The organism is Cellulomonas sp. PSBB021 (genome assembly GCF_002240455.1).
Lineage (GTDB): Bacteria > Actinomycetota > Actinomycetes > Actinomycetales > Cellulomonadaceae > Cellulomonas > Cellulomonas uda.
Genome location: NZ_CP021430.1, coordinates 52712 through 73633 on the forward strand (window position 1 = coordinate 52712; position 20922 = coordinate 73633).

The following is a 20922-nucleotide window of genomic DNA, read 5'->3' on the forward strand; positions in this document are numbered from 1 at the left end:
ACCAGGCTAGGGACGACGAGAGTGCGCGGGCTTCTCGAATCCTGACCGGTTCGCGGGCGTCTGCGGGGCAGCCGGGGAACGTCCGCACGGACCGCGGTCCTGCGCCTGGCGCACCTCACGCTGCGCGTGTGGGAGGTCGGCGTCAGCATGGAGAGATGGAGACGCTGACGGGACAGCAGATCGCCGACGCCGGCCTGACGGGCTGGGTGTACCTGCCCGGCGGGCTGCACACCCGGATCGCCACGGGAGGCTTCGCCGCGGGGCTCGCGCTCGTGGACCGGATCGGCGCGGCCGCGCAGGAGCAGGACCACCACCCGGACCTCGACCTGCGCTACGCGTTCGTCGACGTGCGACTCACGAGCCACGACGCGGGCGGCGTCACGGACGCGGACGTGCGGCTCGCGCGCGACATCAGCCGCTTCGCGGCGGACGCCGGCCACGAGCTGCGCGGCGCCGAGCGCAGCCTCGTCGAGCTGGCGCTCGACAGCCCCGACCACGCCGAGGTGCGCGGCTTCTACACCGCCGCGCTCGCGTACACGGGCGAGGACGACCTGAGCGACCCCGCGGGCGCGCTCCCCACGGTGTGGTTCCAGTGGTCGGGCACGCAGGAGCCGCGCCAGCGGTGGCACCTGGACGTGTGGGTGGACCCCGGCGAGGTGCAGCCACGCATCGACGCGGCGCTCGCGGCCGGCGGGCGGCTCGTCGACGACTCGCACGCGCCCAGCTTCTGGGTGCTCGCGGACGCGCAGGGCAACCGCCTGTGCCTGTGCACGTGGCAGGAGCGGTAGCTCACGCCCGGCGCCGGCCCGGCCGGCGCGCGCCGCTCAGCCGACGAGCCGCTGCTTGAGCTCGTCGTCGTCCGCGACGAACCACACGTGGCGGCCCCGGTTGGACTCGTGCACGTAGCCCGCGAGCGCCTCGCTCGACGCCACGTGCCCGCTGACGTCACCCACCACGACGAGGTGCAGGTGGTAGTTCACGAGCTTCTGCGCGATCTCGCCGGCGACTCGCGTGCTCAGCCGGAAGAAGTCGGGGTCGAGCCGCTGCGCGGGGACCGCCACGACCGACGCGTCGAACCCCCAGGCGTCGCCGACGAGATCCGTCGCCTGTGCCGCACCGATCGCGGGACCCTCCGCGGGCAGCATGAGCACCCGACGGTCGCCGATGACCCGAACCTGCATGGCGTCACCGTAGCCGGTGGAACCGGTTCCGGCGACGTCCGTCACCACCTCGTGACCCGCCCGTGACCCGCCTGACGTCCAGGCGGGTCACGAACGGGCCGTGAACCGGACATCGCGTCACGCGGTGATGGTGAACCCCGCGACGAGCTGCTGCTCGCGCACCGAGGACGGCCCGACGCGCAGCTCGAACGCACCCGGCTCGACGACGCGGCGCGCCTGGGCGTCGACGATCGAGCACGCGGACGCCGGCAGCGTGAGCTCGACGACGACGCTCTGGCCGGGCGCGACCTCCACCTGGCGGTACGCCTTGAGCTCGCTCTCGGCCCACATCGTCGTGGTGACGAGGTCGGACACGTAGACCTGGACGGTCTCGAGCGCGGGGCGCGTGCCGGTGTTGCGGAGGGTGACCCGCGCGCGCACCTCGTCGGCCGCCGTGACCGACGGCGTGAGCACCTCGAGGTCGGCGTACTCGAGCGTGGTGTAGCTCAGCCCGGCGCCGAACGCGAACGCCGGACGCTGCGTGAGGTCCGCGTACCGGGTGCCGTGCTGGCCGCGGAGCTGGTTGTAGAACGTCGGCTGCTGGCCGACGTGCCGCGCGAACGTGATGGGCAGCCGCCCCGACGGCTCGACCAGGCCGAGCAGGATCTCCGCGACCGCCTGCCCGCCGCGCATGCCGGGGTTCGCGGCCCACACGACGGCCGCCGCGTCGAGCGCCGAGTCCGGCAGCACGTGCGGCTTGGAGGCGACCACGACGACGACGAGCGGCGTGCCGGTCGCGGCGAGCGCGTCGAGCAGCGCGACCTGACCGCCGATGAGCTCGAGCGTCGCGGTCGAGCGTCCCTCGCCGACGAGCTCGATGCGGTCGCCCACCACGGCGACGACGTAGTCGGCGTCCCGCGCCGCGGCGACGGCCTCGGCGATGAGCTCCGGGTCGGGCTCGCACGGCGCCACGACCTGCGGGCGCGGCTGGCCGTCGGGGAAGTACTCGCCCTCGGGGTCCGGCGTCAGCGTGAGGATGTCGGCGCCGCGCGCGTACGTGACCTCCCAGCCCTCGGGCGAGCGGCGGCGCAGGCCGTCGAGCACGGTCTCGATCATGTGGCGCGGGTGGCCGTCGGGCAGCCAGTCCACCTGGCCCGAGCGGCCGGCCCAGTCGCCCAGCTGCGCGTCGGTGTCGTCGGCGTTCGGGCCGACGACGAGCACGCGCCGGCGCTCGGCGCCCGCGGGGGCGACGGCGCGCTCGTCGTCGCCCGCCGTGCAGCCGCCGGCCAGCGGCAGGACGCCCTCGTTGCGCAGCAGGACGATCGAGCGGCGCGTGAGCTCCAGGTTGAGCGCCTCGTGCTCGGGGGTGCCGAGCACCTGCGCGATGCGCGCGTCGTCGGGGCGGCGCGGGTCCTCGAACAGCCCGAGCTCGAACTTCAGGGTGAGGATGCGGGACACCGCGGCGTCGATCGCGGCCTCGTCGAGCATGCCGGCCGCGACGGCCTCCTGGGCGCCGTCGAAGAACTGCGGCGTCGTCATGATGACGTCGTTGCCCGCCTTCACGGCGGCTGCGGCCGCGTGCGCGTGGTCGGGCTGGATCTGCTGCTCCCAGACCATGCGGCCGACGTTGTCCCAGTCCGTGACGAGCGTGCCGGTGTAGCCCCACTCGCCGCGCAGGACGTCGGTCAGCAGCCAGTCGTTCACGGTGATCGGCGTGCCGTCCATCGACTGGTAGCCGAGCATGAACGTCGCGCAGCCCTCGCGGGCGACGCGCTCGAACGGCGGCAGGAACCAGGCGGTGAGCTTGCGGCGCGAGATGTCCGCCTCGGTGGCGTCCCGCCCGCCCTGCGTCTCGGAGTAGCCGGCGAAGTGCTTGGCGGTCGCGAGGATCGCCGTCGGGTCGGTCAGACCGTCGCCCTGGTAGCCCTTGACCATCGCGGACGCGAGCTCGCCGATGAGGAACGGGTCCTCGCCGAACGTCTCGGAGACCCGGCCCCAGCGCAGGTCGCGTGCGATGCACAGCACGGGGGAGAAGGTCCAGTGGATGCCGGTCGCGGCGACCTCGACGGCCGTGACGCGCGCGGCGCGCTCGACCAGGCCGGGGTTCCACGAGGCGGCCATGCCGAGCTGCGTGGGGAAGATCGTCGCGCCCTCGAAGAACGAGTGGCCGTGGATGCAGTCCTCGGCGATGAGCAGCGGGATGCGCAGGCGCGTGCCGGCCGTGACCTCGTGCGCCTCGCGCACGAGCGCGGGGGACGTGTGCAGGATCGAGCCGACGTGCGTGTCCTCGATCAGGCCGCGCACGGACCCGCGCGAGTCGAGCTGCATCATCTGGCCGACCTTCTCGGCGAGCGTCATGCGGCCGACGAGGTCGGCCACGCGCTCCGCGACGGGGAGCGTCGCGTCGAGGTAGGGCGCCGTGCCCGTCTCGGTGCGGCCGGCGGTCTCGAGGGGTGGGGTCACGACAGGTCCTTTACGACGGGGATCACGACGGCGGCGGCGCGAGCCGGTGGGTCCCGTAGCCGCACGACGAGCGTGCGGGAGCGATCCCACGCGGGCGAGCCTAACCGAAAAGACTTACCGCGTGGTAGGTGTGCGCACGCCTACCGGACGGGCTCGAGGACGAACAGGTGCAGGTCGCGGCCGGCGCGCTGCTCGTACGCCTCGTAGCCCGGCCAGGTCTCCCGCAGGCGGGGCAGGAGCACCCGTGACTCGGCAGGCGTGGCGAGACGCGCGGCCACCTCGTGCGTGGCCCCCTCGACGGTGACCCGGGCCCGCGGGTCGGCCAGCAGGTTGAGCGCCCACGCGGGGTGGTGGGCCTGGCCCCAGTTGGAGCCGAGCACCACCCAGGCGTCCTCGTGCCGCACGTGGAGCAGCACCACCTCGCGCGGCTCGCCCGAGCGGCGGCCGGTGGTCGTGAGCACGAGCTGCGGCAGGCGCGCGCGGCCGAGGACCGTCCACCGCCCGCCGGTCGCCCGCTGCAGGCGTCGGTCGAGCCGCGACGTCGCGCGGCCGAGCCGCGCGAACCAGCGGGTGCGTCCCGCACGGCGGGCGAGGTCGGTGAGGTTCACGCCCGCATTGTGCCGTCCTGCCGAGGCGTCGGCGGTCGGTCGTGTTGCCGGGACGTGTCCGGCAGGTGGCCGGTGTGTAACGGGGCCTTAACACATCGCGCGTGGGACCGTCGCCGATTTGACGGATGGTGGACAGCCTTCCCGCTGGAGAGAGGTAGTTTTTCGGCATGAATCGCCGCCGCTGTCTCGAAAGTTGAGACGTACTGGTCAGTATCAATCGGGTAACGATCAGGGGTCGGCCGGGTCCCAGCCCGCTTTGCCCGAAAACGCTTGACTAACGTTGCGCCAAACCCTGGCGGTCTGCCTCACAGCCGTACCTCGTACGAGCGGTCCTGCGGACCTCCACCTTCCCTGGAGGAACATTGAAGATCAGGCGATCCCTGGCCGGTGTCGCGGCTCTCGCGACCACCGCGCTCGTGCTCACCGCGTGCTCCAACGCGCCTGGCGACTCGGACGACGACGCCACCGGCGCTCCGTCGGCCTCCGAGGCGGCCACCACCGGCGGCACGCTCACCGTTGCCGAGACGAACCAGTTCTTCTCGTTCAACCCGAACACGAGCAACGGCAACACGGACATCAACGCGAAGGTCACGACCTACCCGACGCGCGCGTGGTTCAACTACGTCGACGGGTCGAGCTTCGCCGCGGGCAACCCCGGTGTCGCCAAGGACGAGTCGTTCGGTACGTACGAGGTCGTCTCCGAGGACCCGCTGACCGTCAAGTACACGATCAACGAGGGTGTCGTCTGGTCGGACGGCGAGCCCGTCGACGCGGACGACCTGCTCCTGTCGTGGGCGGTCGACTCGGGCCACTACAACTCGGCCGACGGCAAGGTCTCCTACTTCGACTACGCCGGTGACACGGGCACGCTCGCGCTGACCGACTTCCCGGAGCTGGGTGAGGACGGTCGCTCGATGACCCTCACCTTCTCCGAGCCGGCGGCCGACTGGGAGTACGCGCTCGCCGCCGAGGCGCCCGCGCACGTCGTCGCCAAGAAGGCCGGCCTCGCGGACGGTCAGGCGCTGATCGACCTGTTCACCAAGCTCGCGCCGACCGCCAAGGACGCGACGGCCGACGACCCGGAGCTGCGCAAGGTCGCGGACTTCTGGAACACCGGCTTCGACTCCACGGTCCTCCCGAGCGACCCGGAGCTGTACCTCTCGTCCGGCCCGTACATCGTCTCCGAGGTCGTCGAGAACCAGTCCGTCACGCTCGTCCCGAACGAGAAGTACTCGGGCGACCTGACGCCGAAGCTGGACTCGATCGTCATGCGCACCATCCCGGACGCCACGGCGGCCGTGCAGGCGCTCAAGAACGGCGAGGTGGACGTCATCTCCCCGCAGCCGTCCGCTGACACGCTCGCGGCGCTCGAGGGCATCGACGGCATCACGGTCCACGAGGGCGACCAGCTCGCGTACGACCACGTCGACCTGACCTTCAACAACGGTGGTCCGTTCGACCCCGCGACCTACGGTGGCGACGAGGCCAAGGCCCTCAAGGTCCGCCAGGCGTTCCTCAAGGTCATCCCGCGCCAGGCGATCCTCGAGGCGATCGTCACGCCGCTCAAGGCGGACGCGTCGATCCTCAACTCGCAGCTCTTCGTCCCGGCCCAGGCCTCGTACGAGGACTCGGTCGCGAACAACGGCTCGGCCGACTTCCCGGGTGAGCCCGACGTCGCCGGCGCCAAGGCGCTGCTCGAGGAGGTCGGTGTCACGCCGACCGTGCGCATCCTCTACAACATCAACAACCCGAACCGCGTCAACGCCTACACGCTGATCGCGGCGCAGGCCACGGCCGCCGGCTTCAAGGTCGACGACCAGGGTGACGCCGAGTGGGGCTCGCGCCTCGCCGACGGCTCGTACGACGTCGCCATCTTCGGCTGGATCAACTCGGGTGTCGGCGTCTCCGGCGTCCCGCAGATCTTCTCCAGCACCGGTGGTGGCAACTACAACGGCTACAAGAACGCCGAGGTCGACCAGCTCGCCGCGACGCTCGTGAAGACGCTGGACCTCGACGAGCAGGCGAACATCCAGGAGCAGATCGACCCGCTCCTGTTCGCCGACGCGTACGGCCTGCCCCTGTTCCAGTCGGTCGGCATCGACGCGGTCGCCGACCGCGTGGGTGGCATCGAGGCCTACAACCCGAGCCAGTCGGGTGTCTGGTGGAACGTGTGGGACTGGACGGTCACCGACTGAGTCGGCTGACCTCCCCGGTATGACAGCCACCGGTGCCGGGACCCGGTCGTTCGGGTCCCGGCACCGGTGCGTCCCGGGGTCGTCGACGCACCGTCGACGACGGACCGGCGCGCGACGCGCGCTAGAGTCCCTCCTCAGAACGTCGTACTGACCAGTACGGCGGACCCGCCTTGAACGCGTCGCCCACGAGGCGCGGCGTTCCCGACCTTTGCGTCGCGACAGCGCGACGCCGACGCGGAGGCGTGCACCTCACCCGCGCACGCTCCCCACGCCCGAGAAGCGAGAATTGATGGCTTCCTACGTCTTGCGACGCCTCGGTGTGTCGCTGCTCATCCTGCTCGGGGCGTCGTTCCTCGTGTACCAGCTGGTCGCCGTGTCCGGTGACCCGCTGAGGGAGTACCGCGAGTCGAACCGCCCCAACAAAGAGGCCCTGATGCAGGCCCGCATCGACCTGCTCGACCTCGACACCCCCGCACCCCTGCGCTACTTCTCGTGGCTCAGCGGAGCCGTCAAGTGCGTGATCCCCGGTCAGTGCGACCTCGGCAAGACGCTCCAGGGCCAGGAGGTCACCGACGCGCTGAGCGCCGCGATCCCCTCGACGATCCAGCTGGTGCTCACCGCGACGATCCTCGCGGTCGTCATCGGCATCACGATCGGCATCGTCGTCGCGCTGCGCCAGTACTCGGTGCTCGACTACAGCGTCACGTTCATGACGTTCCTGTTCTTCTCGCTGCCGGTGTTCTGGGTCGCGGTGCTCCTCAAGGAGTTCGGCGCGATCGGCTTCAACGACTTCCTCCGGGACCCCTCGGTGAGCGTGACCGTCGCTCTCGCCGTCGGGCTGGTCGCCGGTGTCATCTGGACGGTCCTCATCGGCGGCTCGTGGAAGCGCCGCGGCATCGTGTTCGCGGGGTCCACGCTCCTCACCGCCGGCATCCTGTGGTACCTCGGCTGGTCGCAGTGGTTCAGCTACCCGGGTCTCGGGCCGGGCATCGTCGCCGGGCTCGGCGTCGGCATCGCGTTCGCGCTCACCGCGCTGCTCGCGGGCCTGCGCAACCGCAAGGCGCTGTACTCCGCGCTCATCATGGTCGGGCTCGCCGTCGTCGCGATGTTCGCGCTGCAGCCGCTGCTCGAGGACCCGTCGGTCTGGCTCGTCATCCTCCTCGGCATCGCCGCGGTCGGCGGCGGCCTGCTCGTCGGGCGCCTCATGGGCGGCTACGACCGCGGCCAGTCGATGAAGGTCGCGGCCCTCACCTCGTTCCTCGTCGCGGGCCTCGTGCTGCTCGACGGGTTCATGCAGGCGTGGCCCGAGTACTTCAAGCTCACGCGCGGCCGCCCGATCGCGACGATCGGCTCGGAGACGCCGAACCTCAACGGCGACTTCTGGATCACGGGCGTCGACAAGTACACGCACCTCGTCCTCCCGACGATCTCGCTCATCCTCATCTCGCTCGCCTCGTACACGCGCTACTCGCGTGCGTCGATGCTCGAGGTGATGGGTCAGGACTACGTCCGCACCGGCCGCGCCAAGGGCCTGCCGGAGCGCACGGTCGTCGTCCGGCACGCGTTCCGCAACGCGCTGATCCCGCTCGCGACGATCGTCGCGTTCGACATCGGCGGCCTGCTGGGTGGCGCCGTCATCACCGAGAACGTGTTCTCGTTCAAGGGCATGGGCCAGCTCTTCATCCAAGGCCTCGACCACCAGGACCCGAACCCCGTCATGGGCGTGTTCCTCGTCGTCGGCGTCACCGCGGTGACGTTCAACCTGGTCGCGGACCTCCTGTACTCCGCACTCGACCCGCGCGTGAGGGTGAAGGCATGACCGAGCAGACCACGGAGCGGATGACCGACTCCCTCGACTCCGGCGAGGTCGCGGCCGACCTCAAGGGCAAGAGCCAGGGCGCGCTGGTCCGCAAGCGCTTCTTCGGCCACACGGGCGCGATCGTCTCGCTCGTCGTCCTCGCGCTCGTCGTGATCCTCGCGCTCACCTCGGTGGGCATCGGCGGCTGGCACGGCTGGTGGAAGTTCCGCTGGACGGACACCCCGCCGCTGCAGAACGGCGGGCGACCCACGCTGAGCCTGTTCCCGTTCTCCCTGGGTGAGCACCCGTTCGGGCAGGACTCGGTCGGGCGCGACTACTTCGCGATGACGATGCGCGGCACCCAGATCTCGCTGCTCGTGACGTTCGTCGTCGGCGTCATCGCCGCGTTCGTCGGCGTCGTGTTCGGCGCGCTGTCGGGGTACTTCCGCGGCTGGGTCGAGGCGGTGCTCATGCGCCTGACCGACATGGTGATCATCATCCCGGTGCTGCTCATCGGCGCCGTGATCGGCTACAACACCAAGTCCGGTGTCGTCGTGCTCGGCCTGCTGCTCGGCCTGACGTACTGGACCGGCATGGCGCGGCTCGTCCGCGGTGACTTCCTGTCGCTGCGCGAGCGCGAGTTCGTCGACGCGGCCCGCCTCGCGGGCGCGTCCGACAAGCGGATCATCTTCAAGCACATCCTGCCGAACGCGGTCGGCGTCATCACGGTCAACACGACCCTGCTGATGTCCTCGGCGATCCTGCTGGAGACGTCGCTGTCCTACCTGAACATGGGCGTCAAGGCGCCGGACACGTCCCTGGGCCTGCTCATCAGCCAGAACCAGGCCGCGTTCGCCACGCGCCCCTGGCTGTTCTGGTGGCCCGGCCTGTTCATCGTCCTCATCTGCCTCTGCATCAACTTCATCGGCGACGGCCTGCGCGACGCGTTCGACCCGCGCCAGCGCAAGGTGTCGCTGCGCCGGATGCGTGAGACGCCGCGCGAGGAGCTCGACGCGCGTCTCGAGGGCAGCCTGCTCGCGGCGAACGTCGCGACGCTCGACGGCGCACGCAGCGGCTGGGAGGACGGCGCACCGGGCGTCGGGCACGACCCGGACCCCCGGGACGAGACCAAGTGACGCCCCGCACGCACGCGCGGTCGGCGCGGTGCTCAGCCGACGAGCTGCAGCACCGCGCCCAGCGCGACGAGCGCGCCCACCGCGGCCAGGGCGGCCGTGTGCACCTCGCGGCGCACCGGGACCTCGTCCGCGACACCGAGCTCGAGCGCACCGTCCTCGACGAGGCGCTCCCAGCGGCGGCGCGCCGCGGTCGCGACGACCGCGGACGGCGAGTGCCCGATCTCGCCGATGCTCACGGAGCGGGCGGGGTCGAAGGCCCCCGCCTGCACGTGGCGCAGGTCGACGGACACCGCACGCGTCGCGGCGTGCCGGCCCGGGCCCGGGGCGGCGAACGCCTCGACGCTGCGGCCGGGCGTCACGAACGTGCACGTGAAGCGCGTCCGGATCTCGATGAGCGCGGTCCACGGCACGTGGTGCGTCACGAAGGGGTTCACCACGTGGACGCCCTCGTCGTCGAGCCGCACGTGCGGCCGGTAGGCCACCAGCCAGGTGAGCAGCACGGCCGCCGCGGTGAACGGCACCGCGGTGAGCAGCGTCCGCGCACCCCCCTCGGCGACCGCGGCACCCTCGAAGCCCGCGACCACGAGCCACGTACCCCCCGTGATCCACGCCGCGCTGCGGGGCCGGAAGGTCCAGGTCTCGTCGTCGTCTCGCACGACCCCATGATCCCAGGAGCTCTGTCATGACCACGCCCACCACGACCCGCGAGCCCGTGCTGGAGGTGCGCGACCTGTCGGTCGACTTCGCGGTCGACCGCACGTGGGTGCCCGCGGCGATCAAGCTCAACTACTCCGTCGCCCCCGGCGAGGTCCTCGCGATCGTCGGCGAGTCCGGCTCGGGCAAGTCCGTGTCCTCGATGGCGATCCTCGACCTGCTGCCGCGCAACGCGCGCATCTCGGGCTCGATCAAGCTGCGTGGCACCGAGCTGCGCGGGCTGCCGAGCAAGCGCATGCGCGCGATCCGCGGCAACGACGTCGCGATGATCTTCCAGGAGCCGATGACCGCGCTGAACCCGGCGTACACGGTCGGCTCGCAGATCATCGAGACGCTGCGCCTGCACAGCGAGATGTCGCCCGCGCAGGCCCGCGAGCGCGCGCTCGAGCTGCTGTCGATGGTCGAGCTGCCGGACCCGGACAAGGCGTTCCGGTCGTACCCGCACCAGCTCTCGGGCGGCCAGCGCCAGCGCGCGATGATCGCGCAGTCGCTGTCCTGCGACCCGGCCCTGCTCATCGCCGACGAGCCGACGACCGCGCTCGACGTCACGGTGCAGGCCGAGATCCTCGACCTCATGCGCAACCTGCGCGACCGCCTCGACTCCGCGGTCATCCTCATCACGCACGACATGGGCGTGGTCGCGGACCTCGCGGACCGCATCGCCGTCATGCGGCGCGGCGTGATCGTCGAGATGGGCACGTCCGAGCAGATCTTCTCCGACCCGCAGCACCAGTACACGCAGGAGCTGCTCGCCGCGGTCCCGCACCTCGGCGGCCCGGAGATCGACCTGACGGCCGCGCTCGCGAGCGCGACCCACGCGGAGGACCTCGTCGTCGACGTGTCGCGCGAGGAGCTCGCGCGCCGCGAGGCCGAGAACGCGGCCAAGCTCGAGGCCGCGCGTCGCGAGGAGCGCGCCCGCGAGATGGCCGGCACCGAGCCGATCCTGCAGCTCAAGGACGTCGCGATCGAGTACCCCAAGCAGGGGCGCATGCCGGCGTTCCGCGCGGTCGAGGGCGCGAACCTCGTCGTGCGGCCCGGTGAGGTCGTGGGCCTCGTCGGCGAGTCCGGTTCCGGCAAGACGACGATCGGCCGCGCCGCGGTCGGCCTGCTGCCGGTGGCCGAGGGCACGCTCACGGTCGGCGACATCGACGTCTCGTCGAACGACCGCAAGACGATCGCGCGCCTGCGCCGCAAGGTCGGCATGGTGTTCCAGGACCCGTCGTCGAGCCTCAACCCGCGCCTGCCGATCGGTGAGTCGATCGGCGAGCCGCTGTACCTCGCGAAGATCGCCAAGGGCGCCGCGCTGCAGCGCCGCATCGAGGAGCTGCTCGACCAGGTCGAGCTGCCCCGCGCGTACCGCAACCGCTACCCGCACGAGCTGTCGGGCGGGCAGAAGCAGCGCGTCGGCATCGCGCGGGCCCTCGCGCTCTCGCCCGAGCTCCTCGTGGCGGACGAGCCGACGTCCGCGCTCGACGTGTCGGTCCAGGCCCACGTGCTCGAGCTGCTGCAGGAGCTGCAGGAGCGCCTGAAGTTCGCGTGCCTGTTCGTCACGCACGACCTCGCGGTCGTCGACCTGCTCGCGGACCGCATCGTCGTGATGCAGCGCGGACGGATCGTCGAGCAGGGCTCGCGCGACGCGATCCTGCGCAACCCGCAGGACCCGTACACGCAGCGCCTCATCGCGGCGGTGCCTCTGCCCAACCCGGAGAAGCAGCGCGAGCGTCGCGAGCTGCGGGCGCTGCTGATCGACCGCACGTGACCCACGCGGCGCAGGGGCGTGCGGCCGGTCGCCGTGGAGGCGGCCGCCGCACGCTCCTCGCTGCGCTCCTGGGTGGCACGGTCGCGCTCGTGCCGCTCGCGTGCTCGTCGTCGCCCGAGCCGGGCCCGGACCGGTCGCGGGAGGTGGTGGTGAGCGTCGGGGCGCCGTTCGGCTCCCTGAACGCCGGGACGTCGCAGGGCCGGCTGCCCGGGTCGGTGCTCGTCCGCGGGCTCGTGCAGGACGGCTTCGTCTCGCTCGACGCCGCGGGCGCCGCGGTGCCGGACGCCGCGTTCGGCACGGTCGAGAAGACGGCCGACGACCCGCTGACGATCCGCTACACGATCGGCCCGGACGCCCGCTGGTCGGACGGGACGCCCGTGACGGCGGCCGACCTGCTGCTCGAGTGGGCCGCGCGTTCGGGTGCGCTCGACGAGGTCGCGCCCGAGCTGGGCGACGACGGCGAGATCGTCAACGGGGACGCGCTCGACGCGGGCGTGGCGTTCGCCGCGACCTCGCGGGCGCTCGTGCACGTGCAGGCCGCCCCGTCCGTCGACGACGAGGGTCGCGTCACGCTCGTGTACGCGCAGCCGGTCGCGGACTGGCAGGTCGCGCTCGACGTCAACCTGCCCGCGCACGTGCTGGGCCGCACGGCGCTGGGTGTGGAGGACGCGCAGGAGGCGGCCGCGGCGGTCGTCGCGGCCGTGACCGCACCCGCCGAGCATCACGACGACCTGGTGGCGGTCTCCCGCGCGTGGCGTACCGGCTTCGACACGGACGCGTTGGTGGCGAGCACCGCCGACGCCGTCACGACCGGGCCGTACGCGCTCGCGTCGGTGACGGCCACGGCCGTGGAGCTGGTGCGCAACGAGCGGTACGCGGGCTCGCGGCCCGCGCGCTTCGACTCGGTGCGCGTGCGCACCGACCAGCACCCGCTGGACCAGGTCGCCGCGCTCGAGGCCGGCGACGTCGACGTCGTCGCGCCCGTCGCGACGCCGGACGTGCGTGACGCGCTCGTCGATGCCGAGGCGCGGGTGGTGACGGGCGGTGACGCCGCGTGGCAGCTCGTCGCGCGGGCGGGCGGCACGGGTCCGTTCGCGGGTGACGACGCGCCGACGGTGCGGGGCGCGCTGTGGTCGACGGTGCCGCGCGAGCAGGTGGTCGACGAGGTCGTCGCGCCGCTGTGGCCCGAGGCGGTCGTCGACACCGCGGTGCTCGCGACGGTCGGGGACGGTGCGGGCGGCCCGGTCGCGACCGCGCAGCCCGACGCGGCCGCCGCGGCCGCTCGGCTCGCCGACGCGGGGGTGCGCGCACCGGTGGCCGTGCGTGTGCTCGTCTCCACCACCGACCCGCTGCGCGAGCAGACGCTCGCGCTGCTCACGGACTCCGCCCGCCCGGCCGGCTTCGAGGTCACGGCCTCGACGGCCGACCCGGCGACCGCGCTGTGGGCCGAGCCCGACGCGTGGGACGTCGCGCTGGTCCCGACCGTCCAGGACGAGCTCCCCGTCGCGTCGCTCGTCGGCCGGTGGGGGACCGACAGGACCGCGAACGTGACCGCGTGGTCCGACGAGGCGACCGACGCGGCGCTCGCGGCGCTCGCCGCCCAGACCGACCCCGCGCGCCTCGCCGCCGGGCAGGCGACGCTCGCCGCGAGGCTCGTCGAGGCCGGTGCCGTGCTGCCGCTGGTGCACGCCCCCGCGCTCACGGCCACGCGCTCCGCGCCCGTCGCGCGCACGCCGCAGGTGGGCGAGGTCCCGCTGCTGCGGCTCTCGCGCGCCGACCTCACCGACTGGTGGTCCTGGGCCGCACAGGGCTGAGCCCGGGCGTGGGCCCGAGTCGTGCGGGCGGCCCGGCGCGGCGCAGGTCACGTGTGGCGAGGGCCACGCGGCCACCGGTGATTGGCCCGGACCGGGTAAGATCGACCGGCGCCGCCGTCGGCGTCACCCCCCTTTCCTCCACTCGAGAAGAGCTCGCATGCCCTCGTCCGTCACCGGAACTGCCGTTCGCGGCGACCTGCGCAACGTCGCGATCGTCGCGCACGTCGACCACGGCAAGACCACGCTGGTCGACGCCATGCTCTGGCAGTCGGGCGCGTTCGGCGCGCACGACCACGTCGACGAGCGCGCGATGGACTCGGGCGACCTCGAGCGCGAGAAGGGCATCACGATCCTCGCGAAGAACACCGCGGTCCGGTACCTGGGCCCCGCGGCGGCCGCGGCGGGTCAGCCCGACGGCATCACGATCAACGTCATCGACACCCCCGGCCACGCGGACTTCGGCGGCGAGGTCGAGCGTGGCCTGTCGATGGTCGACGGCGTCGTGCTGCTCGTCGACGCGTCCGAGGGCCCGCTCCCGCAGACCCGCTTCGTGCTGCGCAAGGCGCTCGCCGCGAAGCTGCCCGTGATCCTCGTCGTGAACAAGGTCGACCGTCCCGACGCGCGCATCACCGAGGTCGTCCACGAGGCGACCGACCTGCTGCTCGGCCTCGCGTCCGACCTGCACGAGGACGTCCCGGACCTCGACCTCGACGCGATCCTCGACGTCCCCGTGGTGTACGCGTCCGCGAAGGCCGGCCGCGCGTCGCTCGAGCAGCCCGCCGACGGCGCGCTCCCGTACAGCGAGAACCTCGAGCCGCTGTTCGCGACCATCCTCGAGAAGATCCCCGCGCCGACGTACGACGAGTCCGCGCCGCTGCAGGCGCACGTCACCAACCTCGACGCGTCGCCGTTCCTCGGCCGGCTCGCGCTCCTGCGCGTCTTCAACGGCACGCTGCGCAAGGGCCAGACGGTCGCGTGGGTGCGCAACGACGGCTCGCAGCAGAGCGTGCGCATCACCGAGCTGCTGGAGACCAAGGCGCTCGAGCGCGTGCCCACCGACGCGGCGGGCCCCGGCGACATCGTCGCCGTCGCGGGCATCGAGAACATCACGATCGGCGAGACGCTCACCGACCCGGACGACCCGCGCCCGCTGCCGCCCATCACGGTCGACGACCCCGCGATCTCGATGACGATCGGCATCAACACCAGCCCGCTCGCGGGCAAGGGCGGCAAGGGCCACAAGGTCACCGCGCGCCAGGTCAAGGACCGCCTCGACAAGGAGCTCGTCGGCAACGTCTCGCTGCGCGTGGTCCCCACGGACCGCCCCGACGCGTGGGAGGTGCAGGGCCGCGGCGAGCTGGCCCTGGCGATCCTCGTCGAGCAGATGCGCCGCGAGGGCTTCGAGCTGACCGTCGGCAAGCCGCAGGTCGTCACCAAGACGATCGACGGCAAGGTCCACGAGCCGATGGAGCGCATGACGATCGACGTGCCCGAGGAGTACCTCGGCGCGGTCACGCAGCTCCTCGCGCAGCGCAAGGGCCGCATGGAGACCATGAGCAACCACGGCACCGGCTGGGTGCGCATGGAGTTCCTGGTGCCCGCGCGCGGCCTCATCGGCTTCCGGACGCGGTTCCTCACCGAGACGCGCGGCACGGGCATCGCGTCCTCGATCGCCGAGGGCTTCGAGCCGTGGGCGGGCGTCATCGAGACGCGCATGACGGGCTCGCTCGTCGCCGACCGCGCGGGTGTGGCCACGCCGTTCGCGATGCTCAACCTCCAGGACCGCGGCACGTTCTTCGTCGAGCCGACCGCCGAGGTCTACGAGGGCATGGTCGTCGGCGAGAACTCCCGCAACGAGGACATGGACGTCAACATCGCCAAGGAGAAGAAGCTCAACAACATCCGCTCCTCCACGGCCGAGTCGTTCGAGAACGTCGTCCCGCCGCGCAAGCTCACGCTCGAGGAGTCGCTGGAGTTCGCGCGCGAGGACGAGTGCGTCGAGGTGACGCCCGAGATCGTGCGCATCCGCAAGGTCGTGCTCGACCAGACCGAGCGCGCGCGCATCTGGTCCCGCACCAAGAAGGGCTGAGCCGTGCCGGGGCCGGGCCGGCCCGGCGGCCTGCTCGCGGTGCACGCGCACCCCGACGACGAGACGCTCGCGACGGGTGCGCTGCTCGCGACGTGGGCCGCGGCCGGGCTGCCCGTGACCCTGGTGACGTGCACGCGCGGTGAGCGCGGCGAGGTGATCGGGGACGCGCTCGCGCACCTCGAGGGCGACGGCCCGGCGCTCGCGGCGCACCGCGAGACCGAGCTCGCCGGCGCCCTCGCGGCGTTGGGCGTGGCCGACCACGTGTTCCTCGACGCCCTGACCGGGGCGCGGTACGAGGACTCGGGCATGGCCTGGGCCGACGAGGGCCGCCGCGCGGTCGCGGCTCCCGAGGCGGTCGCCGCGGGGACGGCGCTGGCCGCGCAGCCGCTCGACGACCTCGCCGCGCCGCTCGCCGCGCTCGTCGTCGACCGGGCACCGAGCGTCGTCGTGACGTACGAGCCGGGCGGGGGCTACGGCCACCCGGACCACGTGCGTGCGCACGACGTGACGTCCCGCGCGCTCGAGCTCGCGGCGCGGGCCGGGCACCGCGTGCCCGTGGTGCTGTGGGCCGCGCAGGGGCGCCGGCGGGCGCGCGCCGCGCGTGCCGCGCTGCGCCGCCTCGTCGGACCGGGCGACGCGCTGACCCCGCCCGCGGACGACGACGTGTTCGCCTCGGTCGTCGTCGACGACGAGCGTGTGGCGGTCGAGGTCGACACGCGCCCGGTGCGCGACACGGTGCTCGACGCGTTGCGCGCCCACGCGACGCAGGTGCAGCACGTGGCCGCCGTCGACGACGAGCCCGCGCTCGTCGGCCGGTACGGCCTCAGCCTCGGCCTGGCCGAGCCGGTCCTGCCCGTCGAGCAGTACCGCCTCGCACCCGGCTCGAGCCCCGGCGGTCTCGCGGGCGTCGCGTGGCCCGCAGGGGTCCGGCCGGTAGCCTGACGGCGTGCAGCCGCTGACCCCGCAGACGCTCGTGCGGGCCCTCCTGTCGTTCGTCCTCGGCCTCCTGATCGGGGCGCTCGGGACCGTCGTCCACCGCGGTGCGATGCCGTGGGGCCTGCTCGCCGGGCTCGCCCTGGTGCTCGCCGCGAGCGTCATGGTGCGCGCGTGGGCCGGGTGGCCCGCGTACGTCGGGCTCGTCGGTGGTGTGTTCCTCGCCGTCGTCGTGCTCGCGCGGACCGGACCCGGCGGTGACGTGCTCCTGCCCGGCGGCGACCGCGTGAACGCAGCGTGGCTCGGCCTCGCCTGGCTCGGCGGGGTCGTGGTCGCGCTCGCCCTCGGTGCGCTCGCCCCGCGCCGCTGGTTCGACGACACCCCGCGGGCACCGGCCGCACCGGCGAGCGACGGCGCGGCGTGAGCGCCCGGCCCGACGACTTCCGCACCGCCGTCGCGGCGCTCCCCGCGGGCGTCGCCGTCGTCACCACGACGTGGCGGCGCACGGTCTGGGCCATGACCGTCAGCTCGGTCGCGTCCGTGTCCCTCGACCCCCCGCTGCTGCTGTTCTGCGTGCACGCCGACGCGCGCCTGCGCGACGCGCTCGACGAGGCCGACACCTGGACGGTCTCCGTGCTCGGCGCCGACCAGGCGCCCGTCGCCGACTGGCTCGCGTCCGCCGGGCGCCCCGCGGTCGACCAGCTCGCCCGCGTCCCGCACCACGCACCCGACGTCGCCGCGGGCATCCGCGTCGACGGGGCCGCCGCCTGGTTCGAGTGCCGCACGAGTGCCATCCACGCCGCGGGTGACCACGACGTCGTCGTCGGCGAGGTGCTCGTCGCGGAACGCGGCGGACCCGAGGTCGGGGGCCTCGTGCACGTCGAGGGACGACTGCGCGGCCTGCGCTGAGGTCACGATCTCGTCACAGGTCGTCCGCGTACGTCGAGGCGGGCGTGGGCCTGCGCCGCCCTCACGGCACCGCGACGTAGACTCGCCGGGCGTAACACGACCGAGCAGGGGAAGCGATGACCGACCGTACCGACGCCGACAGCCCCGCGCCTCAGGAGCCGTCGAACGGGAGCTCGGCCGACGATGTCGTCTGGCCCGTCTGGGGTGCGACCACGCGCCGCCCCGCCCTCGGGGACGACACACGTCCGAACCCGGTCGTCCCTGCCGGAGAAGCGTCCGCCGAGCCGGCGGAGCCGCACGAGGCCCCCGCGGAGGACGTCGTGGCCGACGAGCCCTCTGCTGACGACGTCACCCCCGACGAGCCCGTCGCCGCCGACGCGTCGCCCGACGAGGACGTGCCCGACGACGACGGGTCGGACGAGGACGCGCCCGACGAGGACCTGCCCGACGAGGCACCCGCTGACGAGTCGCTGCCCGCCGAGCGCCCTGCTGCCGAGGCCCCGCCGGCCGAGCCCTCGACCGACCCCGAGCCCTCGACCGACGCCGAGCCGTCGACCGACGCCGAGCCATCTGACGAGCCCGGCGAGGACGAGGCTCAGGCCGCTGTCGCGCAGACCGTCCGGCCCGAGCAGCCCGAGAACGAGGGCGGGCGCGACGACGAGGCCACCGTCGAGGACGAGGACGAGGACGACGCCGAGGACGAGGACGACGCCGAGGACGAGGACGCCGTCGACGCCGAGGTCGTGGACGACGAGGACGTTGGCGACGACGAGGGCGCGGCGGAGGAACCGGCGCCGACGGTCGTCGTTCCCGCGATCTTCACCGAGACTGCCGCGTCGACGCCCGCGGCGGAGGAGCCTGCCGCGGGCGCTGCCGACGGCACAGAGCCGACGTCCGCGCCGGTCGACGAGCCGGAGGCCGACGAGGCCGCGGACGAGTCCGACGCGAGCGAGCCCGATGCCGGAGAGCCGTCCGACGACGAGCGCACGGCCGCTGCCGAGGCCACGGCCGACGAGCCCGCTGCCGACGCCGCCGCTGCCGCTGCCGACGAGTCCGCTGCCGACACCGCCGCCCCCGACGAGGCCGCCGCCGAGGAGCCGGCCGCCGATGCGCCTGCGGCCGCCGTGCGCGCGAGCGCGCCCCGCGACTCCGAGACGGTCGTCCTGCCTGCCACGCCGGCCGCGCCCGCGGAGCCGATCGCGGCGACCGAGCCCGCGCCGCCCGCGGACCCTGCCGCGGCTGCCGCCGTGGCTCCGACGCGGGAGTCCGTGTTCCCCCGGCGCGAGGCGCAGCCGACGACGCCCGCGCCCCGGCTCGCGGACGCCAGCGGTGACGAGACGGTCGTCCTGCCCGCGGCGGCACCGGCACCCACCGCCCCGACGTCCACAGGCTCGACGCCGGGCGGTCCGGCGCGCGTGACGGCCGGCCCCGTGCCGACGACGCCGCGCGAACCGTCGCCGTTCGACGACTTCGAGCCCGAGGAGCACGTGCGCCGCTGGCCGCGGCGCCTGGCGGTCGGTGCGGGCGTCGTCGTGCTGCTCGGCGCGGCGTACGTCGGCGCGAGCTACGCGACGGCGGACCGCGTCCCGCGGGGGGCGACGGTCGCGGGCGTGGACATCGGCGGGCTCTCGGCGGACGCCGCGGTCGCGCGGCTGGACGAGGAGCTCGCGCCGACGACGCAGGACGCGGTCGAGGTGCTCGCGAACGACGTGCAGGCGACGCTCGAGCCGCAGGCCGCGGGCCTGTCGTTCGACGCGGCGGCGACGGTCGACCGGCTGACGGGCGTGGACCTGGCGCAGCCGCGCCGGCTGTGGGACCAGATCGTCGGCGTGGGTGCGCAGGAGCCCGTGACGCAGGTGGACGAGGCGAAGCTGACGGCCGCGCTCGAGGCGCTGGGGACGTCGCTGTCGCTCGCACCGGTCGACGGTGCGGTGCTGTTCGTCGACGGTGCCGCGGTGCTGACGGACGCGTCCGAGGGCTGGAGCCTCGACCAGGACGCGGCGGCGGACCTCGTGTCCCGCGACTGGCTGGTCGCGGCACAGCCGCTGGCGCTGCCGACGTCGGTCGTCGAGCCCGAGATCACCCAGGCGGAGGCGCAGGCCGCGCTGGACGACGTGGCGGAGCCGCTCGTGTCCGCCCCGATCTCGGTCGTCGTGTCCGAGAAGCTCGCGGTGCTGCAGCCGGCCACGCTCGCGGCGGCTGCAGCGATGCAGCCGGTCGACGGGGACCTCGAGCTGCAGCTCGACGGTGAGGCGCTCGCGGACGCGGTCGTCGAGCAGCTGCCCGAGGGTGTGCTGACGTCGGCGGCGGACGCGCACTTCGAGTTCCAGGACGGCAAGCCGGTGCTCGTGCCGGGCGAGCCGGGCACCACGGTGGCGCCGGAGGACGTCGCGGACGCGGTCGCGGCCGTCGCCGACGCGCAGGACCGCACCGCGACGGTGGAGCTGACGCAGACCGACCCGAGCGAGTCCACCGAGGCGCTCGAGGAGCTCGGCGTCAAGGAAGTCGTCTCGGAGTTCTCGACGCCGCTGACGAGCGAGCCGCGCCGCACGCAGAACATCCGTCAGGGGCTGGAGAACATCACGGGCGTGCTCATCCGGCCGGGCGAGACGTTCAGCCTCACCGACGCGCTCGGGCCGATCGACGCGGCCCACGGGTTCGTGCAGGCCGGCGCGATCGTCAACGGCGAGCACTCGGACGCGTGGGGCGGTGGCCTGTCGCAGGTGTCGACGACGACGTTCAACGCCGCGTACCTCGCGGGCATGGAGGACGTCGAGCACACGCCGCACAGCGAGTGGTTCGCGCGGTACCCGGAGGGGCGCGAGGCGACGATCTTCACCGGCGTGATCGACATGAAGTGGAAGAACTCGACGCCGTACGGCGCGCTCGTGCAGGGCTGGGTCGCGGACGGGCGCGCGTACGTGCGCCTGTGGGGGACCAAGTACTGGACGGTCGAAACGTCGACGAGCGGGCGCTCAGGTGTGGTGCAGCCGTCCACGGTGTACTCCACCTCGCGCACGTGCTCGCCGCAGTCCGCCGGCAACCCGGGCTTCTCGGTGACGGTGACGCGCCGGTTGCTGCTGGACGGCGAGCTGAAGGACACGACGTCGAACACGTGGCGGTACAAGCCGCAGAACCGCGTGGTGTGCGGCTCGCCGCCCGACAAGGACAAGGACAAGGACAAGGACAAGGAGAAGGACGAGGAGTCCGCCGCTCCCTGAGCCGACCGCGACCGCAGCGTCGACCTCGACCGCAGTGCGGACCTCAACGGCAGGGGGTCAGTGCCGCCGGGCGCGTCGCTCGGGGGCGGGGGGATCGGCTTCCAGAGCACGACGTCCGCGCCC

15 protein-coding genes are annotated in these 20922 nt (G+C 73.2%); 11 read left to right on the forward strand and 4 right to left on the reverse strand.

Translation table 11 applies throughout. The features are described from left to right. Positions 1 to 155: 155 nt before the first annotated feature. Positions 156 to 788: a 4a-hydroxytetrahydrobiopterin dehydratase gene (locus CBP52_RS00250; RefSeq protein WP_094179335.1), complete on the forward strand. Its 633-nt coding sequence runs from the start codon at positions 156 to 158 to the stop codon at positions 786 to 788. Positions 789 to 824: 36 nt separating this feature from the next. On the opposite strand, the gene CBP52_RS00255 is transcribed toward CBP52_RS00250, so the two are convergent. From CBP52_RS00255 to CBP52_RS00265, 3 genes are all read right to left on the reverse strand, one after another. Next, positions 825 to 1181, reverse strand: a complete 357-nt coding sequence (locus CBP52_RS00255; RefSeq protein WP_094182017.1) for a DUF4180 domain-containing protein — start codon at positions 1179 to 1181, stop codon at positions 825 to 827. A gap of 117 nt (positions 1182 to 1298) precedes the next feature. Then, positions 1299 to 3623, reverse strand: a complete 2325-nt coding sequence (locus CBP52_RS00260) for a glycoside hydrolase family 3 N-terminal domain-containing protein (protein ID WP_094179336.1) — start codon at positions 3621 to 3623, stop codon at positions 1299 to 1301. A gap of 140 nt (positions 3624 to 3763) precedes the next feature. Next, positions 3764 to 4231, reverse strand: coding sequence for a nitroreductase family deazaflavin-dependent oxidoreductase (locus CBP52_RS00265; protein WP_094179337.1), 468 nt, complete (start codon positions 4229 to 4231; stop codon positions 3764 to 3766). 362 nt (positions 4232 to 4593) lie between these two features. Here CBP52_RS00265 and CBP52_RS00270 point away from each other — a divergent pair, with 362 nt between their 5' ends. The 3 genes from CBP52_RS00270 (at position 4594) to CBP52_RS00280 (ending at position 9360) form a co-directional block, all read left to right on the forward strand. After that, a complete protein-coding gene (locus tag CBP52_RS00270; protein WP_094179338.1) occupies positions 4594 to 6426 on the forward strand; it encodes an ABC transporter family substrate-binding protein in 1833 nt (610 codons plus the stop codon). 289 nt (positions 6427 to 6715) lie between these two features. Next, a complete protein-coding gene (locus CBP52_RS00275; RefSeq protein ID WP_094179339.1) occupies positions 6716 to 8245 on the forward strand; it encodes an ABC transporter permease in 1530 nt (509 codons plus the stop codon). After that, positions 8242 to 9360: an ABC transporter permease gene (locus CBP52_RS00280; RefSeq protein ID WP_094179340.1), complete on the forward strand. Its 1119-nt coding sequence runs from the start codon at positions 8242 to 8244 to the stop codon at positions 9358 to 9360. The genes CBP52_RS00275 and CBP52_RS00280 overlap by 4 nt, the downstream gene beginning before the upstream one ends. 32 nt (positions 9361 to 9392) lie before the next feature. On the opposite strand, the gene CBP52_RS00285 is transcribed toward CBP52_RS00280, so the two are convergent. Then, the gene (locus CBP52_RS00285) at positions 9393 to 10016 is read right to left on the reverse strand and encodes a PH domain-containing protein (protein ID WP_094179341.1); all 624 of its coding nucleotides are present in this window, start codon (positions 10014 to 10016) and stop codon (positions 9393 to 9395) included. Between the two features lie 26 nt (positions 10017 to 10042). On the opposite strand from CBP52_RS00285, the gene CBP52_RS00290 reads away from it, so the two are divergent. From CBP52_RS00290 to CBP52_RS00320, 7 genes are all read left to right on the forward strand, one after another. After that, entirely contained in the window at positions 10043 to 11833 is a 1791-nt protein-coding gene (locus CBP52_RS00290) for an ABC transporter ATP-binding protein (RefSeq protein ID WP_094179342.1), read from the forward strand. Continuing rightward, positions 11830 to 13647: an ABC transporter substrate-binding protein gene (locus CBP52_RS00295; protein ID WP_094179343.1), complete on the forward strand. Its 1818-nt coding sequence runs from the start codon at positions 11830 to 11832 to the stop codon at positions 13645 to 13647. The genes CBP52_RS00290 and CBP52_RS00295 overlap by 4 nt, the downstream gene beginning before the upstream one ends. A gap of 157 nt (positions 13648 to 13804) precedes the next feature. After that, entirely contained in the window at positions 13805 to 15736 is a 1932-nt protein-coding gene (gene typA, locus CBP52_RS00300) for a translational GTPase TypA (RefSeq protein WP_094179344.1), read from the forward strand. A gap of 3 nt (positions 15737 to 15739) precedes the next feature. After that, positions 15740 to 16678, forward strand: a complete 939-nt coding sequence (locus CBP52_RS00305) for a PIG-L family deacetylase (protein ID WP_094179345.1) — start codon at positions 15740 to 15742, stop codon at positions 16676 to 16678. A gap of 4 nt (positions 16679 to 16682) precedes the next feature. Continuing rightward, on the forward strand, positions 16683 to 17093 hold the full coding sequence (locus CBP52_RS00310; protein ID WP_094179346.1) for a hypothetical protein: 411 nt from the start codon (positions 16683 to 16685) through the stop codon (positions 17091 to 17093). Beyond that, entirely contained in the window at positions 17090 to 17578 is a 489-nt protein-coding gene (locus CBP52_RS00315) for a flavin reductase family protein (RefSeq protein ID WP_094179347.1), read from the forward strand. Before CBP52_RS00310 ends, CBP52_RS00315 begins: the two co-directional genes overlap by 4 nt. Before the next feature lie 116 nt (positions 17579 to 17694). Then, positions 17695 to 20799: a VanW family protein gene (locus CBP52_RS00320; protein ID WP_094179348.1), complete on the forward strand. Its 3105-nt coding sequence runs from the start codon at positions 17695 to 17697 to the stop codon at positions 20797 to 20799. Positions 20800 to 20922: the final 123 nt, after the last annotated feature.

What these genes read in the sequence shown, in the direction of transcription:
- CBP52_RS00280 (WP_094179340.1), top strand. Translation starts at nt 8,242, where the DNA reads ATGACCGAGCAGACCACGGAGCGGATGACCGACTCCCTCGACTCCGGC.
- typA (WP_094179344.1), top strand. Translation starts at nt 13,805, where the DNA reads ATGCCCTCGTCCGTCACCGGAACTGCCGTTCGCGGCGACCTGCGCAAC.
- CBP52_RS00275 (WP_094179339.1), top strand. Translation starts at nt 6,716, where the DNA reads ATGGCTTCCTACGTCTTGCGACGCCTCGGTGTGTCGCTGCTCATCCTG.
- CBP52_RS00290 (WP_094179342.1), top strand. Translation starts at nt 10,043, where the DNA reads ATGACCACGCCCACCACGACCCGCGAGCCCGTGCTGGAGGTGCGCGAC.
- CBP52_RS00320 (WP_094179348.1), top strand. Translation starts at nt 17,695, where the DNA reads ATGACCGACCGTACCGACGCCGACAGCCCCGCGCCTCAGGAGCCGTCG.
- CBP52_RS00250 (WP_094179335.1), top strand. Translation starts at nt 156, where the DNA reads ATGGAGACGCTGACGGGACAGCAGATCGCCGACGCCGGCCTGACGGGC.
- CBP52_RS00255 (WP_094182017.1), bottom strand. Translation starts at nt 1,181, where the DNA reads ATGCAGGTTCGGGTCATCGGCGACCGTCGGGTGCTCATGCTGCCCGCG.